The sequence below is a fragment of the Nocardia bovistercoris genome, from assembly GCF_015674855.1.
GTDB classification, from domain to species: Bacteria; Actinomycetota; Actinomycetes; order Mycobacteriales; family Mycobacteriaceae; genus Nocardia; species Nocardia bovistercoris.
Genome location: NZ_JADMLG010000004.1, coordinates 547,001 through 563,095 on the forward strand (window position 1 = coordinate 547,001; position 16,095 = coordinate 563,095).

Annotated in this window: 12 protein-coding genes; 6 read left to right on the forward strand and 6 right to left on the reverse strand. The window is 66.3% G+C overall.

The window, feature by feature from the left end:
• Positions 1-30: 30 nt before the first annotated feature.
• Positions 31-207 carry a hypothetical protein gene (locus IT779_RS13555; RefSeq protein ID WP_196149608.1) on the reverse strand — a complete coding sequence of 59 codons (177 nt, stop codon included), beginning with the start codon at positions 205-207 and terminating at the stop codon, positions 31-33.
• Positions 208-381: 174 nt separating this feature from the next.
• Here IT779_RS13555 and IT779_RS13560 point away from each other — a divergent pair, with 174 nt between their 5' ends.
• Complete coding sequence (locus IT779_RS13560) at positions 382-846, forward strand: hypothetical protein (RefSeq protein ID WP_196149609.1); 465 nt, start codon at positions 382-384, stop codon at positions 844-846.
• Positions 847-1,313: 467 nt separating this feature from the next.
• On the opposite strand, the gene IT779_RS13565 is transcribed toward IT779_RS13560, so the two are convergent.
• Positions 1,314-2,306, reverse strand: coding sequence for an alpha/beta fold hydrolase (locus tag IT779_RS13565; RefSeq protein ID WP_198428431.1), 993 nt, complete (start codon positions 2,304-2,306; stop codon positions 1,314-1,316).
• A gap of 218 nt (positions 2,307-2,524) precedes the next feature.
• On the opposite strand from IT779_RS13565, the gene IT779_RS13570 reads away from it, so the two are divergent.
• From IT779_RS13570 to IT779_RS13580, 3 genes are all read left to right on the forward strand, one after another.
• Entirely contained in the window at positions 2,525-6,721 is a 4,197-nt protein-coding gene (locus IT779_RS13570) for a bifunctional nitrate reductase/sulfite reductase flavoprotein subunit alpha (protein WP_196149611.1), read from the forward strand.
• A 256-nt stretch (positions 6,722-6,977) separates the two neighbouring features.
• Positions 6,978-7,748 carry a DUF3558 family protein gene (locus IT779_RS13575; RefSeq protein ID WP_232541743.1) on the forward strand — a complete coding sequence of 257 codons (771 nt, stop codon included), beginning with the start codon at positions 6,978-6,980 and terminating at the stop codon, positions 7,746-7,748.
• Between the two features lie 533 nt (positions 7,749-8,281).
• On the forward strand, positions 8,282-9,214 hold the full coding sequence (locus IT779_RS13580) for an MBL fold metallo-hydrolase (RefSeq protein WP_196149613.1): 933 nt from the start codon (positions 8,282-8,284) through the stop codon (positions 9,212-9,214).
• A gap of 255 nt (positions 9,215-9,469) precedes the next feature.
• On the opposite strand, the gene IT779_RS13585 is transcribed toward IT779_RS13580, so the two are convergent.
• The 3 genes from IT779_RS13585 to IT779_RS13595 all read right to left on the reverse strand — a co-directional run bounded on the left by IT779_RS13585 (position 9,470) and on the right by IT779_RS13595 (position 13,352).
• Positions 9,470-9,766 carry a hypothetical protein gene (locus IT779_RS13585; RefSeq protein WP_196149614.1) on the reverse strand — a complete coding sequence of 99 codons (297 nt, stop codon included), beginning with the start codon at positions 9,764-9,766 and terminating at the stop codon, positions 9,470-9,472.
• Positions 9,767-9,919: 153 nt separating this feature from the next.
• Positions 9,920-10,885, reverse strand: coding sequence for a hypothetical protein (locus IT779_RS13590; RefSeq protein WP_196149615.1), 966 nt, complete (start codon positions 10,883-10,885; stop codon positions 9,920-9,922).
• A 658-nt stretch (positions 10,886-11,543) separates the two neighbouring features.
• Entirely contained in the window at positions 11,544-13,352 is a 1,809-nt protein-coding gene (locus IT779_RS13595) for a CocE/NonD family hydrolase C-terminal non-catalytic domain-containing protein (protein ID WP_196149616.1), read from the reverse strand.
• 320 nt (positions 13,353-13,672) lie between these two features.
• On the opposite strand from IT779_RS13595, the gene IT779_RS13600 reads away from it, so the two are divergent.
• Complete coding sequence (locus tag IT779_RS13600) at positions 13,673-15,019, forward strand: vWA domain-containing protein (protein ID WP_196149617.1); 1,347 nt, start codon at positions 13,673-13,675, stop codon at positions 15,017-15,019.
• 19 nt (positions 15,020-15,038) lie between these two features.
• Here IT779_RS13600 and IT779_RS13605 read toward each other — a convergent pair whose 3' ends face one another.
• The gene (locus tag IT779_RS13605; RefSeq protein WP_196149618.1) at positions 15,039-15,314 is read right to left on the reverse strand and encodes a hypothetical protein; all 276 of its coding nucleotides are present in this window, start codon (positions 15,312-15,314) and stop codon (positions 15,039-15,041) included.
• A 325-nt stretch (positions 15,315-15,639) separates the two neighbouring features.
• Here IT779_RS13605 and IT779_RS13610 point away from each other — a divergent pair, with 325 nt between their 5' ends.
• A complete protein-coding gene (locus tag IT779_RS13610) occupies positions 15,640-15,924 on the forward strand; it encodes a hypothetical protein (RefSeq protein ID WP_198428497.1) in 285 nt (94 codons plus the stop codon).
• Positions 15,925-16,095 lie beyond the last annotated feature (171 nt).

Here is a 16,095-nt window from a genome sequence, read left to right on the forward strand (position 1 = left end):
CGATTCCGTGACCGTCGACTTCGAGTGTCATCATCGTGGCGGTAGTCCGTTCTGCTTGCGCCACCACGGACCGAATTCCGGGTACTTGTCGATCACATCGGGATCATAGTTCTTCCCAGGTGGATGCGTCTCGAGGGCCTTTTCGTGGGCCTGTTCGTAGGGCATCCCCTTCTCCATCAGTCCGGCGTCGGTCAACTCGTGCTTCATGAAGTTCACCTGGGCCTCGGAGAACGCCTATCCTTTGGCGATCTTGTCTCGAATCCGTTGGATCATTTCATCGTTCGCTCAGAAGTGATCGAGCTTTCCCAGATGCTCAGCGACACGATGGAGCTGCTGCACGGATAGGTGACAACTGGTGGTGGAGTACGGAACCATGACAGAGTGGCTGATTATCAAGCTGTTGCCGCGGCACGCGAGCGCGAGTGTCGGATCCAGGCTCGCGCTTACTCGATCTGGCTCTCTGCGCTACAGCCGGCGAACATCGTCCTCAAAGTCGGAGCCGCTGTGCTCTCCGCTGTTGCCGGCGCGGCGGTTCTGGCCGGGAAAGCGGGCAACGTTCCGGGCTGTCTGGCCTTGGCGAGCGCGGTTTTCACCGTCATCCACACCCGGCTGGACTGCGATGTCCATCAGGCCGAATGCCGACGCCTCCGATCGGCGTACGACGCGCAGGCGTACCGCTATCGCTCCTTGCGCGACTTGGGCGAACCGGCAGAGCTGCACGGCGGAGTCAGCGAACTCGATACCTCACTGGCGAGCATCCGCGCGGAAGCCAAGGCGAACGCACCTAATTGGGCGGTCGACCGGGCAACGAGACGGGAACTTGCGACTGCTGTGATCCAGCCATAGAGCTTTCGCGGGGCCGGGGGCGACTCAACGAGGTGATCCCGCGGCTGTGCAGCGACTGTTCATCCGGGTCGGGCGAAGAGGTCCTAACGATTGCGGAAACTATGAACGAGTCGTTGAACTCGGTCGTGAATTCGGCATAAGTCTCGGATTCAGGCGGCTGGCCGACGTCTCGATATAATTAATCACCAACAAGTAGGGCACTGTCGTTGATATGTTCCCAGAGTTGCGGAGCGCCTTCGGCTTTCATCGTGGCGGACCGGCGTGGTGCTGCCATCGTCCCGAGTCGCCGTGGCGACGTCTGCGAGTAACCGGCTACATCCCCAGACCGCGGAGTCGTCGGGTCTCGTCGCACTCACCGAGGCTGCTGTGGTCACGCTGCATGCGGCGGTGGTGCCTCGACCCCCGGTCGAGGCCACCGCGGCGCCGGTATCCGACGATCGCGAAAAACCACCGGCCCATGCCGACTCTCAGTCCAGGTCGGCGAGGAATTTCAGGAGTGCGGTGTTGACTTCGGCGGGGCGTTCCTGTTGCACCCAGTGTCCGGCGCCGTCGATCAGCACTTCGCGGTACGGGCCGGTGACTATGTCGGCGACTCGGTCGCGCGGGGTCATGTCGAGTACCGGGTCGGCGCTGCCCGCGAGGAACAGGGTCGGCGCTTCGATCGTCGCGGCGGGTGCGTCGGCGACCAGTGACCAGTTGCGGTCCATGTTCCGGTACCAGTTCAGTCCTCCGGTGAAGCCGGTGCGCGTGAATTCGGTGACGTAGTGGTCGATTTCGTTCTGGGTGATCCAGTCGGGCGCGCCGTCGGGTTCGCGTAGTCGATCGATGAATCCCTGTGGGCCGGGCGCGGTCATCGCCGCGAGGGCCGCTTCGTATTGATCGTTGCGAAGTCCGCCGAACATGCGGCGGATGGTCCTGGCCGGGTCGGCGTCGAGTTCGGCGTCGGCGAGCCCGACCTGTTGGAAGTAGATCACGTAGAAGAATCCGTCTCCGAACGCGGTGCGCATGATTTCCAGCGGGGGCTGTGGCATGCGAGGCGTGGGCGGCACGCTCAGCAGCGCCACCGCGGAGGTGCGTTGGGGATACAGCAAGGGGAAGTGGGCGGCGACCACCGAGCCCCAGTCGTGTCCGATGATCACGGCGGTGTCGGCGCCGACGTCGTCGAGCAGGCCGGTGAGGTCGGCGGTGAGGTTCACGATGTCGTAGTCCTCGACGGCGTCCGGCCTGCTCGAGCCGCCGTAGCCGCGCTGGTCGGGGGCGATGACGTGGTATCCGGCGGCGGCGAGCGCGGGGATCTGATGCCGCCACGAATACGCGAGTTCCGGGAACCCGTGCGCGAGAAGCACTACGGGCGCGCCTCGATCGCCTGCCTCGGTCACCCGTAACCGCACGCCGTTGGTTTCGATGGAACGCTCTGTGATGTTGTGCACCCACTCAACAAACCACAGTGATCGACACATGTCAGCAAAAATTTGACGAGTGTCAGAAATGTTCGACGACCGTCTGGCCTCCGCTGCGCACGGACGTGCCTGTGAGCAGGCTCTCAGTCGCGCACGATCGCGGGTGCGGTGGTGAGAGGTGAATGTAACGACCGGCCCCGGCATATGTGACCGGCAGGTAACACCGGATTCCTAGCCTGGCGAACCGGTGGGTGCGTGCTGGTTCGGGAGGAGTCACGATGGCAACGGAAGCGAACACGGCGCGCACGGTGTGCTCGTACTGCGGCGTCGGCTGCGGGGTTGTCCTGGATGTCACCGTCGGTCCCGAAGGAAAACCGCTGGTCAAGAAGGTCGCGGGCGATAAGGCGCACCCGGCCAACGGTGGCAGGCTGTGCACCAAGGGCGCGACCCACGCCGATATGCTGGCCGCCGACGACGGCCGTCTGCGCACGGCTCTGGTGCGTGCCGAACGGGGCGCGGCGCCGCAGGCTCGTCCGGCCGATCAGGTGATCGCCGAGACCGCCGCCCGGCTGCGCGCGATCCTCGACGAGCACGGCCCGGACGCGGTCGCGCTCTATGTTTCCGGTCAGATGACCCTCGAGGCCCAGTATTTGGCGAACAAGTTGGCCAAAGGTTTCATCGGCACCAACCAGATCGAATCCAACTCCCGGCTGTGCATGGCCAGCGCGGGCAGCGGCTACAAACTGTCGCTCGGTTCGGACGGCCCGCCCGGCTCGTACGACGACTTCGACCACGCCGACGTGTTCTTCGTGATCGGCGCGAATATGGCCGACTGCCATCCGATCCTGTTCCTGCGCATGATGGATCGCGTCAAGGCCGGAGCGAAACTGATCGTGGTCGATCCGCGCCGCAACGCCACCGCCGACAAGGCCGATCTGTTCCTGCCGATCAAACCCGGGACCGATCTGGCTCTGCTCAACGGTCTGCTGCATCTGCTGGTCGCGAACGGTCACGTCGATGAACAGTTCGTCGCCGAGCACACCGAGGGCTGGGACGAGATGCCGACCTTCCTCGCCGACTACACGCCCGAGGCGGTCGCCGAGATCACCGACCTACCCGTCGCCGACATCCGCGCGGCCGCGCAGTGGATCGGCGGGGCGAGGGAGTGGATGAGCTGCTGGACAATGGGTCTGAACCAGTCCACCCACGGCACCTGGAACACCAACGCCTTGGTGAACCTGCATCTGGCTACCGGGGCGATCTGCCGCCCCGGTAGCGGCCCGTTCTCGCTGACCGGTCAACCCAACGCGATGGGCGGGCGCGAAATGGGTTACATGGGACCGGGATTGCCCGGCCAGCGCTCGGTGCTGTTCGAATCGGACCGCGCGTTCATCGAGGACCTGTGGAATCTGCCGTCGGGGCGGCTGCGCACCGAGGTCGGGTCCGGCACCATCGACATGTATTCGCGGATGGCCGCCGGTGAGATCAAAGCCTGCTGGATCATCTGCACGAATCCGGTCGCGACCGTCGCCAATCGAAAGACCGTGCTGGCCGGGCTCGAGGCCGCCGAGTTGGTGATCACCCAGGACGTTTTCGCCGAGACCGAGACCAACGCCTACGCCGACGTGATCCTGCCTGCCACCCTGTGGGTCGAGGGGGAGGGGGTGATGATCAACTCCGAACGCAACCTCACCCTGGTTCCGAAGACGATTCCCGCGCCCGGCGAGGCCCGGCCGGACTGGCGGATCATCGCCGAGATCGCCTGCGCGATGGGCTATTCCGACGGCTTCACCTACTCGAACGCCGAGGAGATCTTCGAAGAGATCAAACGGGCGAACAATCCCAAGACCGGCTACGACCTGCGCGGGGTCAGCTACGAGCGGCTACGCGAGGGGCCGGTGCAGTGGCCGTGCGCCCCGGATGGCCCCGTGCGCAACCCCATCCGTTACCGCAACGACGGCGTCAGCCAGACGTTGCTGCGCCACGAGGACGGCACCACACCGCGATTGGCGTTCCCGACAGCATCCGGACGCGCGGTGTTCTTCGCCCGCCCGCATCTGAACGCCGCCGAACTTCCCGACGACGACTACCCGTTCGTGCTCAATACAGGTCGCGTGCAGCATCAATGGCACACCCTCACCAAGACCGGGAAGGTCGCCAAACTCAACAAACTGAATCCTGGTCCGTTCATCGAGATCCACCCCGGCGACGCCGCCGCACTCGAGATCGCCGACGGTGACGCGGTCGAGATCTCTTCCCGGCGCGGGCGTGCGGTGCTGCCCGCTGTTCTCACCGACCGGGTGCGTCCGGGAAACACCTTCGCTCCGTTCCACTGGAACGACCTGTTCGGCGAATACACGACCATCAACGCCGTCACCAACGACGCCATCGATCCCATCTCCCAGCAACCCGAATTCAAGGTCTGCGCGGTCGCCCTGGCCAAGGCGACCGTCCTCGCACTCGCCGAACCCGCCGCGCCTCGAGCGATCACGGCCACGCCCGGCACCGTCGCGCAACCCGTTCCGACGCCGGCGCCGGTTGGTACCGGCGGACGAGCACAGGCGGCGGCCACCCTGCTGGGACTCGGCCCGCTGGCGCCACCCGCGCTCGACGACATCGAGCGCGCCTTCCTCTCCGGATTCCTGGCCGGAATCGACTCGACCGGCAACACCGCACCGGTCCTACCCGCCACCGCACCACTGAGCCCGCAAACGTCCGGGTGGGTCAACGGACTGCTCGCGGGCATGTTCGCCCCCACCGCGCCCTCGCTGCCTGCCACCACGCCGGACCGACCAACGGGCGTGCAACCGCCTGAGCCCGACGTCGCACCCGCTCGGGAGGTCGTGGTGTTGTGGGCCTCCCAAACCGGCAACGCCGAAGACTTCGCCACCGGCGCCCTGGCCACCGCGGTCACCGGGACCGGGCGGGCGCCGAGGGTGCTCGGCATGGACGAAACCACCGCCGATGCCCTACCCGCGGGGTCGGATCTGCTCGTGATCAGCAGCACCTTCGGCGACGGCGACGCACCCGACAACGGCGCCGCGTTCTGGCAGTCGCTGTCGACATTGCCCGACGGCGCGCTCGCGGGTACCCGGTTCGCGGTCCTTGCCTTCGGGGACTCCAACTACGACGACTTCTGCGGGCACGGCCGCAAACTCGACGAACGCCTCGCCACGCTCGGCGCACAACGCCTGGTCCCGCGGGTGGACTGCGAGCCGGACTTCGAAGACCCGGCCGGGGTATGGCTCGAACAGGTTCTGGGAGTACTGAGCACCACACCACCCGCCGCGGCAACGTCGAGCCCTACGCCCGACCCGGCCGCACCCTCCCGACCCGGCGGTCCGGGTGCGGTTGCCGAACCCGTGACCGAGACGCCACGGGGGCGACTGGTCGGCAACCGCCTGCTGAGTCTGCCCGGAGCACGGAAAGAGGTGCGGCAGTTCAGCTTCGACCTCACCGATACGGGCCTGACCTACGACGTCGGCGACGCGCTCGGCGTGCGGCCGGTCAACGACGTCGGCCTGGTCTGGGAATGGTTCGCGCGCACCGGCCTCGACCCGGCCCTGGAAGTCGAGATCCCCAAGGTCGGCGCGGTCTCGCTGGCCGCGGCCGTCGAAGAACACCTCGACCTGACCAGGATCACCACCGAACTCCTGCGCTTCCTGGCCGAGCAGACCGGCGAGCACGTCCTGAAAACCCTGCTGCGGCCCGACAACAAGGGCGAACTCGCGAAATGGACGTGGGGCCGCCAGCCTGTCGACGTCGCCACCGAGTACGCTGTGCGCGCCGACGGACATCAATGGGTCGCGATGCTGAAAAAGCTGCAGCCGCGCCTGTATTCGATTTCCTCCAGCCCGTTGGTCGACCCGCGATCGGTGTCGACGACGGTGTCGGTGGTGCGTTACGAGAGCCCGATCTGCGCGCGTCGCGGCGGACTGTGCTCGACCTATCTCGCCGACGCCGAACCCGACCAGCCATTAGCCTTGCACGTGCAACGCGCACCACACTTCCGCCCGCCCGACGACCCCACGACCGCCGCGATCATGGTCGGCCCCGGCACCGGCGTCGCGCCCTTCGTCGGTTTCCTGCAACACCGCGCCGCTCGCGGTGATTCGGGCCGCAACTGGCTGTTCTTCGGTGAACAACACGAAGCCACCGACTTCTACTACCGCGACGAACTCGACACCCTGCGCGAACAAGGCGTCCTCACCCGTCTCGACGTCGCCTTCTCCCGCGACCAACGCGCCAAGATCTACGTCCAGAACCGCATGCGCGAACACGGCGCGCAACTCTGGTCATGGCTCGACTCCGGCGCGCACTTCTACATCTGCGGCGACGCCAACCGCATGGCCGAGGACGTCGACCGAGCTCTCCGCGAAATCATCGCCCACCACGGCAATCTCGACTCCGACGACACCGACGCCTACGTCAAGAAGCTGTCCTCCGACAAACGCTACGTCAAGGACGTCTACTGACAGAGACAGCCGGGCGGGTGATGGCCCCGAGGCTCGGGCAGTCGTCAGGAAGTCGGGCTGCGAGGGCGCTTGCCGGATCATCGGATCGCTTGTGTGTAACGGGTCGGGGGTGGCTCACGACAGTGAACGTGAGTGTTCGTTATCCGCTCGCGGGGAACTGACAGTCGTCTGGAATTGACCGAGCCCGTTGCGCGCCTGGTTGTTTCAGGTGCGGGAACGCGTGCTGTGACAGGGGAGGATCATGCGGATTTCGGGTATGGGACGTTGGCGCTCGGTTGCGGGATCGGTTCTGGGGATCGTGGTCCCGGTGCTGGTCCTGAGCGGGTGCACGGCGGAGGAACAAGGGTCCGATACGGCGCAGTCCGGTGTCACGGCTACTTCGAGTGGCGTGGCGAAGACGCCGCCCAAGACCACGACCGCGGCTTCCGGGGATCGTGGTGAGACGGGCGGAGGTTCGGGTGGTGGAGGTGGATCGGGAACCGGGCAGGCAGGCGCGCCCGGTGGGACCGACACCTGCGGCGCGACGCTCTGCGGGACCACGCAGGCCCCGGCGCCGGGTGGCACCGACACGTGTGGTGCGACGTTGTGCGGGGCCACCGATCAACAGCCCGCGCCCGCCGCGCTCTGGGATCCCTGTGCGATATCCGCCGCGGATATCAGCGGGCAGGGGTTCCGTGCCGACAGTGAGACGGCGATCAACGGGGACGACGGCTCGAGCAAGAACTGCCGATGGAAGTCGTCCACGGACAAGTTCGAACTGACGGTCGTCGCGACGCGGATGACGTTGTACGGATTCCAGGAGGTCGGCAAGTATGTGGACTTCAGCACGTTGACCGTTGGCGGTCGACAGGCGCACCAGTTCCGAGCGCGGCAGGACGGCAACAAGATCGGGTGCTATGTCGGCTTCGAGGTATCGGGTGGTTTCGTCGCGTTCGTGACACGGAATCTGCAGCCTGACGCACCCGAAGAGCCCTGTGCCGCAGCGCGACGCGTAGCCGGTGGTCTGGTCGGGTACGTGCCGAGTTGATCCCCGGGGGAGCCGTTGGATCGCGGCGGCTCCCCGCCGGTGGCACCGCTCGTCAGTCTCGATCCGGCGGGTCGTGATCCGAAGGCCAGAAGATCATCGCGACCACGACCGCCACCGGGAGTGCCGTCACGATCCGAGGCCCACCTGTGTGGCGTTCACCGTTGCACTCCGCAGGCCGAGGACGCGGCCGGTGCGCGTGCGGTGCTTACCGCTGTGCGCGGGATGTTCGCCATGGCCGAGCAGTTCGCCCGCGCGGCGGGTGCGTGGGCACGACGACGAACTCGCGATGTGGCGGTTGTGGGAAAGCACTGCCGATCCGGCGGGATTCGAGGCTGCGTCCTATTGACATCTGCCGCGTCGAAACAGTGGCGAGCGTGGGATGTGTTGCGGCGGTGACGTGTCAGGGACGGCCGGGGTGCCGTCTTCCGCCATTGTGCCGCCACGATGCCGCCGATCGGGAAGCGGTGTGGTGCTTTTCGCCGCGAGCGGGACGGGTGCCGGCGCACACTCGTAGCACTAGCGGAAGGCTCGTCATGTCCAGAATCTCCACGACATCAACAACTCTCGATGATCGACTGCGTCGTGCGCCGCGGCTGCGGAGTGTCCGGCTCGGACTGTTGCGCTTGACCTATGTCCCGGATGGGTATGTGGCGTTGAAGCCGAAGGGGTGGTTGCCGACGGCCACCGACGAGGACTGGGTCGCGCATGCCGACCACCTCGACGACAACGGGTATCTCGTCGCCGGGTTGGGTGGGCTGTTGGTGCAGCGGGGCCGGCGGGCGTTGCTGATCGACGCGGGGGCGGGGCCGGTGGATGTGCCGGATATGGCGGAGAATCCGATCACCGGGGAAATGCGTTCCGGTGCGCTGTTGGACAATCTCGCGAAGGTCGACGGGCTCGGGAGTATCGAAGCGGTCGCGATCACGCACCTGCATTTCGACCATCTGGGGTGGACTCTGCAGGCGGGCGCGGGTGCGGTGACGCCGTTCCGGGATGCCCGATATTACGTCGGTGAGACCGAATGGCGGTGGTGGCGGTCGTTGACTCCCGCCATGATCGACACGTTCCCGGAGTGGTCGAGAGGCAGTTTGCCGAATCGGCAGGTCCTCGACATCATCGCCGCACGCGTCGATACCGTCGCCGATGGCGCTCGCGTATTTCCCGGCGTGCACGCGGTCGCTATTCCGGGGCACACCACGGGCCACCTCGGATTCTCCATACGGTCTCGTGGTCGGCGCATGATCGCGTTCGGCGACACCTTCCATTCACCAGTGCAGATCAGCCACCCGGAATGGGTCGCCGCGGTCGACTTCGAACCGGAGGACGCCGTCGAGCATCGGCGCGAACTCATCGAGCGACTGGCCGACAGCGGTGACCTCGCCTTCGGCATCCACTTCGCGGACGTGCCGTTCGGCCGCGTTCGGCGCGACGATTCCGGAAGGGCCACCTGGGTGCCCTGTGATTGATCCGGCGACAAGAAGCGCGGTGGGCGCCCACTCGCGCGCATCGCGGAAGTAGTCGGGTCGGCGGGCCGCCGGGCCGTTCCTCGTCGAACGAATTCGAGCGACGATCCGGTCGCTCGCGACTGTGCGTACTGTTTCGCGTCGTCGCGGATCATCGACCCCGGCGCGGGAATGCCACATCGAATTCCCGATACTCGGCCGAAATCCCGTACTCCTAGCGTTGCCTTCCGCGTGCTGATCGCGTCCACGGTGACATGTTCAGCTCGGCGGTCCCATGGTGATCGTGCGGACCCGGTTGCGGGTCTGCTCGGCCGCGCTGCTGTCCTCGCTGATACCGACGACCTCGATGAATGTCCTCGATCCCACCGACAGGCAGGTGACGAGCACCGAAACCGGTGAACCGTCGAGGGTTCCGGCTCCGCCGATATGCGGTTCGGCGGTGAAGGTGATGTCGAGGCCGGTCTCGGTGATGGCGATTTTCGCGTCGCGGAAAGCTTCGCCCTGCGACTTGGCCCGCGTGTCGGAACCGACATGAATGATGGGTGAGTGCGCCATGGTTGCCTCCTCGTGGCTGAGTTCGAAATCTGTTCTCGCGCGTATTCATCGTGCGATGTCCGGAAAGTGGCGGAAAGGGTAACGCGCTACTCGAATCGGCGGCCTGCACGTCACCGCGATGGAATCCGCAGTCGCGGGATCGCGTTCGGTTGTTCACCACTGGGCCCATACACGTTCGGGACACTCCCAGGACACCTTGTCCGGATCCGGATAGGCGTCGGTGATCTCGGTGAACTTTGTCGATCGCGTGACACTGACGACAGCCGAATTGGCAGGCACGATCAGTACGAATCCATTGCCGGGCGACCATTTCGCCGAGACCAGTACCCAGAGATCCTTGCGCGCGACGAGTGTGCGCAAGCACTGGTAGCGATAGGTGTTCGGGCTGCCGGGTTGAGCTTCGACCAGGGTCTCGGCGACAAGACCTATCGGCACGTCGAGTCGATCCTTGCTCACGATGGTGACCACGGATTGTCTCGACCAGATGTCGTGCGCGAGCGACGTCGCGTGGTCTTCGGCGAGACTCGTGGCGAACGAGTTCATGAGGTTGAAGGCCGCGGCAAGGCTGACCGCGATCGCGAGGATCTGTCCGATTCGCGTCTCGGTCTTCGGCTCCGAAGGTTCGGTCGCTGCCGAGAGCCAATAGCCGACGACCACCAGCAGGCCTCCCACCCCGAGCGTGAAGGGTGAGAAGGCCCATCTCATGAAGGGAAGTTCGGATATGGGGCCGGGCAACACAACTCCGATGACACCGGTGGCTATGAGGACTATTCCGAGTGCCAGACCGCTGCGGCCCGCGGTGCGAACAAGATCCGTCCGTCGACCCGACTCGATCAGGCGATGGGTGTACGCGCTGATCCACAGCGCCGCGAACCATCCGGTGAGCAGCAGCAACAGCGGTAGGTAGAGCACGCTCACGCTGTGGACGACGTAGTCGCTGGACGTGAATCCGATGGCATCACAGTCGATACCGAAGTATCCGAGCCTTTTGCGTGTGTAGACGTAGCCGAAGTAGTAGCACAGACCCGTGATGATCGTGGTCGGAGCGGCCACCACGCCGAGGATGCCCATCCATCTGTGGAATGTGGGTCGCGTCGCCTCGGGTTCGACGTCATCCACCGGTCGGACCATTTTGCGATCCGTCTTCGACGGGCCCCGGAGGGTCAGGCGTTGCCGGGTCGGGAGGCTGCGTTGGCGGCTGCGGGCCCTCCGGCGTCGGCGGCTGCGGAAGCGGCGTTGTGGGACCCTGTGGAACCTGCGGACCCGGCCGTGAGGGGCCCGGCGAAGGGCGCGGACCCGGTGGTACGGCATTCGGCGGCTGGACAGTGGGGAACTGTCTTCCTCCCGGCGTCGAGATCCTTCCTCCGGGAGTGACCGGAAGTCGCGGTCGCGGATTCGTCGACTCGACAGCCCCGTCGACCGTCGTAACAGCGGGTACCCGAGGACCGTCGGGCGGCGCTGTATCGGATTCGCCGCAGCCCGTCAGTGCGATAGCCGATGCCATGAGCGCCGAGCAGGCCGCCACGCCATTGGCCACCTTCACGGCGGATTTCGTTCTCTCCGGTGATCGCATCGGACCTCCTACATCCGAGCCTTGGTCCCGCCATGGACGTTGCCACAACGACCTCCCGGCCACGCGCGTAGCGAACTACCTGTGTTCGCATATCTGCACAGGATGTAGGTGCATATGTGATTCGAATACGAAAGATGGCGACTGATCGGCTACCGACATGACAACGCCCCGGCCCATCCCGGACCGGGGCGTCATCGGAAGAACTCAGCCGAGCGGAAGCTCCAGAACCGCGGAGGCGCCGTCCGGCGAGCTGACCGTGATGACCGCGTCGACGGGATTGTCGGTCGAGTACAGCGGATCCATGCCGTCGATGACGAGCATCAGCCGGTGGCCCGCGGGCACGTCGTAGGCGGCGGCCTGCAGGTCCCATTCGACGGAGGTCGGCCGCGGCGTCGGCAGGGTCAGCGGTTCGTGGGTGATCATTCGGCCCGCGCCCGAGGTGTCCACGTCGAGCAGGTAGGCCACGACCGTGGTCGACGGTTCGGTGCTCGCGATCGTGAAGCGCAGGCGGGGGATGCCGCGGATGCGGCGGGCGGTGGCGTCGGCGGCGACCAGGGGTTCGGTGGCCCAGATCAGCGCCTCGTTGCGGTCGATCTCGGCGGTGGCGTAGATCTTCGGGTTGCCCGCCCACTCCCGCTGGCCGGTGGTCATCAGCTTGTCCATCGCGACGATCGGCGGTTCCTTGCCGACGGTGAAGCTGCGCCGCCAGGCCGAGGTCTCCTCGGCGGTGAGGGCGCCGATGCCGTCCTCGCGTTCGTCGGTGAGGATCAGCGGTTCGTATTCGACGCAGACGTCGGCCCAGGTTTCGCGTTCCTCGCGCCGGGCCGGGGTGACGATGCGGTTCTCGCCGGTCGCCGGGTCCGGTTCGGTGATGTAGGTGAACATGATCTGGTTGCTGATCTCGGGCCAGTCGGCGACGCCGTTGTCCGCGCCGCGCATGTGGTGGTCGAGCCAGGCGTAGGCATCGCGCAGCGGGATGTTCGGGCCCGCGCCGGGCAGCGACGGTGCGATGAGGCCGGGGCCTTCGGGGGCGGCGTGATCGCCGATCCACATGTTGAGGCGTTTGTCGCCGCGCAACTTCTCGAAGGTGGGGATGACCTGGTTGACGGCGAACAGCGACTCGTGCCAGGTGTTGGAGAAGAAGGTGGGGATATCGCGCAGACCGGGGGTGTCGAGGTAGATCTCCGGGGCGCGCTGGGTTGCCCAGTCCACGACGTCGTCCATGTCCCGGTTCTCGAAGAATTTCGCGAGTATCTCCCTGGTGTCCTCGTCGAACTTCTCCTCCATGGTGCCGCCGGTCAGGTTGATCAGGCCGGTGGCGGCGGCCAGGTGGCGGGTGCCGTTCGCGTACAGGCTGGTGGCGAGGTTGCCCCAGGTGCTCAGGGCGACGACGGCGTCGACGCGGTCGTCGTGCGCGGCCACCAGCTGGCTGATTCCCGAGCCGTAGGATTCGCCGAAGAACGCGATGCCGCTCGGGCCGACGGCGTCGATGGCGTATTCGAGCACGGTGGTGCCGTCGCCGATGTCGCGCGGGCCCGCCACGTCGACGAAGCCTTCCGAGGTGCCGAACCACGGGAGGTTCGTGCCGGGCAGCACCGTCCAGCCGATGCCGCGCGGGGTGTAGGCGAGGACGTGGTAGCCCTTGGCCGCGAGGGTGAGGTAGGCGTATTCGAACAGTGGCCAGCCGACGGGGGTCCACCCGGCCGGGATCACGACGAGCGGCCGCGGTTCGGCGGTGATCTGGCGCAGCAGATGCGCCGACAGGTCGTAGCCGTCGGCGGTGGGGATGCGCGGGAACGACGGGGTCGCGACGTTCAACGCCCGCGTGACGAGTTCGCCCACCTCGTCGGGCACCAAACCGCGACCGCTGCCCGTCTCGAGAGACCGCACCAGATTCCTCGCGAAATGCACCGCTTCGGGGCGGACCGCCCCCTGTTCGTCCCACACGCCTTCGGTCTGGATCCGGGCGATCTCGACCGCGGTGGTCTCGATCGGAGAGTCGTACTGTGCCATGGGTGTCGCAATCCTTCCCGTGCTCGAATGACGGAGAACTGCATTGCGGTCATAGCGTGGCACGGGGCGCGCGCCATTGTCCCGGAATCGGGGCCGCCGGGGAAAACGAACTTCTGTGCCGATAATCCGGAAACAATCGAACCGCCGGTGCGGTCGTGAATTCGTCCACGGAAATACCGCGAATATGGGACTCCGCTCCCGGAACAGTGGAAATCTCGGTCTTGCGTGGAATCGAGTGTGGCGGTTGGAGTCCGACCCGGCGAGCCGCTGGGCGGTTGCTGTCGTACGCTGGGCGCGGCACGATCGGGAGAGGAGCCGTGATGGTCGACGCGCTGGTCAAGGGGCAGAACGGGGCGGTCACGGTCGCGCAGGTCGTGGTGTCGGTGCGGGTCGACGCGGGCGCGGACGTCTCGGCGCTGCTGGTCACCGAGTCCGGCAAGGTCCGATCCGACGCGGATTTCGTCTTCTTCAACCAGCCGACCGCGCCCGGCGTCGAATTGCGCGCGGGGCTGCTCGCGGTATCGCTCGACGCTGTCGACGCGCAGGTCACGCAATTGCGGGTGGTGATCACCCTCGACGAGGACGGCGCCACCTTCGGGCGGTACGCCGCTCCGATCGCCACGGTCGCCGATCGCGCGGGGAACGCGTTGTACGAGTACCGGATCGACGGACTCGACAGCGAATCCGTGGTGATCGCACTGGAACTCTATCGACGCGGACCGGAATGGAAGGTGCGGGCGGTCGGTCAGGGGTACGCGGGCGGATTCGCGGCGCTGGTCACCGATCACGGAGTCAGCGTGGACGAGGACGAATCCGCGGCCGCCGAGCGCCTGCCCGCCGCGACCGCGTGGTCCGCCACCACGCCCGCGGAACTCACGTCCGCCGATCGGCCTACCACCGCCGGACACGGGTCGACGGGATCGGCGTCCGTCGAACCCGATGTACGCACGGTGCCGGGTGAGGCGGCGTTGTCGCTGGAGAAACGCACCACACTCGACCTGCGCAAACGGGAAGTCGCCAGGGTTCTGACCGATCGGTCCGCAAACGGTGTGCGCGCCAGAGTCGTACTGGTCGTGGACAAGACGGGCAGTATGCAGAACCAGTACCGCAAACAGGTGGTGCACCGGGTGGTCGAGCGTGTGATCCCGATCGCCACCCAGCTCGACGACGACGGCACCCTCGAGGCTTACCTGTACGCGCGGTCGTTCCTGAAACTTCCCGATATCGAGGTCGCGCACGGTGAGCGGTGGGCGCGGACCTTCCTGCATCTCACCGGCGTCCACGAGGGCTTCGACTACGACGGCATCGGCGCGCGCAACGACGAACTGCCGATCATGCGCGACATCATCGACGGGCTGGCCGCCGTCACCGGGCCGACGCTCGTGTTGTTCTTCACAGACGGCGGATTCGCGAAGAAGCGGGAGATCGCCGAATTGATGCGTGAGGCGTCGCGGCTGCCCGCGTTCTGGCAGTTCGTCGGATTGGGGCGCGCGAACTACGGTGTGCTGCGCACCCTCGACGAGTTGGACGGCCGTCTGGTCGACAACGCGGGCTTCTTCGCGCTCGACGACATCGACCGGGTCGCCGACGCGGAACTGTACGACCGGCTGCTCGGTGAGTTCCCGGACTGGCTGCGCGCCGCGCGCGCCGCGGGAATCACCGCCTGATCAGCTGATTCGTCTCGCCTCAGCCGATGACGGCGTTCATGATGGTGCCCGCGCTGGTGGCCACCACGCCGCCGATCATCGCGCCCGCCACCATCTTCGGCGATTCGAGTCCGCCGCCCGACCACTTCTCCCACGCGAACTTGCCGCCCGCGTAGACGATGGCGCAGATTCCCGACAGCAGGACGAACCACGTCAGGTAGCGGACGAACTGGAGGATCTTGTCGGCGATCGGCGGCGCCTCTGGGGTTGGGTTACCGATCTGCGCCAGAACGTCATAGGTGGTGACCAGTATCATCGGCGTGCTGCTCATTCTGAGTCGGGCGGGTGTCAGGGGGACATTCACCAAGGATGGTATCGGTTTGCCGGAGGCGTCGCAGGTACCCGCTTGCGACGGATCGCGCCGCTCGGGATGATGGGTGCTGCGCGGCGGTCGAGGGTCCGCTCGCCGTGGCCGGTGTGTCCGTCCGGCGGCTCCTCGCCCGATGCGTCGGTGTACGAGACAGTTTCGCCTTCGTGGGCGCGGTCGCTTCTCGTGGGCGCAGCGCTCCTTGTGGGCGCGGTCGTTCCACGTGGGCGCTGTCGGCCGCACGTGGGCGCAGGAAGGATCTGGCGTGAGCATCATGCTGAATTCGATCGGCGATTCCCTGGTGACGCTGGCGCAATTGGGAAATCCGACTCCGGAGGCGCCGCCGCTTTCGGACAAGATCATGCAGTTCGTCCGCTACGGAACCTGGTTCGCCATGCTCTCCGGCATCGTGGCCATCGTCTACGCCGGTGGCAAATTCGCGTGGGAGAAGTGGCAGGGCAGCGGACTCGAATCGCCGAAGATGGTGGCGGGCGCGATGATCGGCGGCGTGGTGGCCACCAGCGCGGGCACCATCATGAACGCGGTCATCGGCACCTGATCCGCGGGTAGCCGAGATCGGTCGCGCTCGCGCGGTGATTCAGTCCGGTTCGGAGTTCGCCGGGAGTGTGCCAGCTGTCGCGCCCGACCGAACGACCCCGAGATTTCGTTTTTCGTCGGGCGTGTTGCCACGCGGTGGGGCACCGGACCGATGTGCCGGACCGAGGCGATA

Coding starts and splice junctions, on each gene's coding strand:
- IT779_RS13570 (WP_196149611.1), top strand. CDS start 2,525: ATGGCAACGGAAGCGAACACGGCGCGCACGGTGTGCTCGTACTGCGGC.
- IT779_RS13610 (WP_198428497.1), top strand. CDS start 15,640: ATGCTGAATTCGATCGGCGATTCCCTGGTGACGCTGGCGCAATTGGGA.
- IT779_RS13595 (WP_196149616.1), bottom strand. CDS start 13,352: ATGGCACAGTACGACTCTCCGATCGAGACCACCGCGGTCGAGATCGCC.
- IT779_RS13565 (WP_198428431.1), bottom strand. CDS start 2,306: ATGTGTCGATCACTGTGGTTTGTTGAGTGGGTGCACAACATCACAGAG.
- IT779_RS13605 (WP_196149618.1), bottom strand. CDS start 15,314: ATGATACTGGTCACCACCTATGACGTTCTGGCGCAGATCGGTAACCCA.
- IT779_RS13585 (WP_196149614.1), bottom strand. CDS start 9,766: ATGGCGCACTCACCCATCATTCATGTCGGTTCCGACACGCGGGCCAAG.
- IT779_RS13600 (WP_196149617.1), top strand. CDS start 13,673: ATGGTCGACGCGCTGGTCAAGGGGCAGAACGGGGCGGTCACGGTCGCG.
- IT779_RS13575 (WP_232541743.1), top strand. CDS start 6,978: ATGGGACGTTGGCGCTCGGTTGCGGGATCGGTTCTGGGGATCGTGGTC.
- IT779_RS13555 (WP_196149608.1), bottom strand. CDS start 207: ATGAAGCACGAGTTGACCGACGCCGGACTGATGGAGAAGGGGATGCCC.
- IT779_RS13580 (WP_196149613.1), top strand. CDS start 8,282: ATGTCCAGAATCTCCACGACATCAACAACTCTCGATGATCGACTGCGT.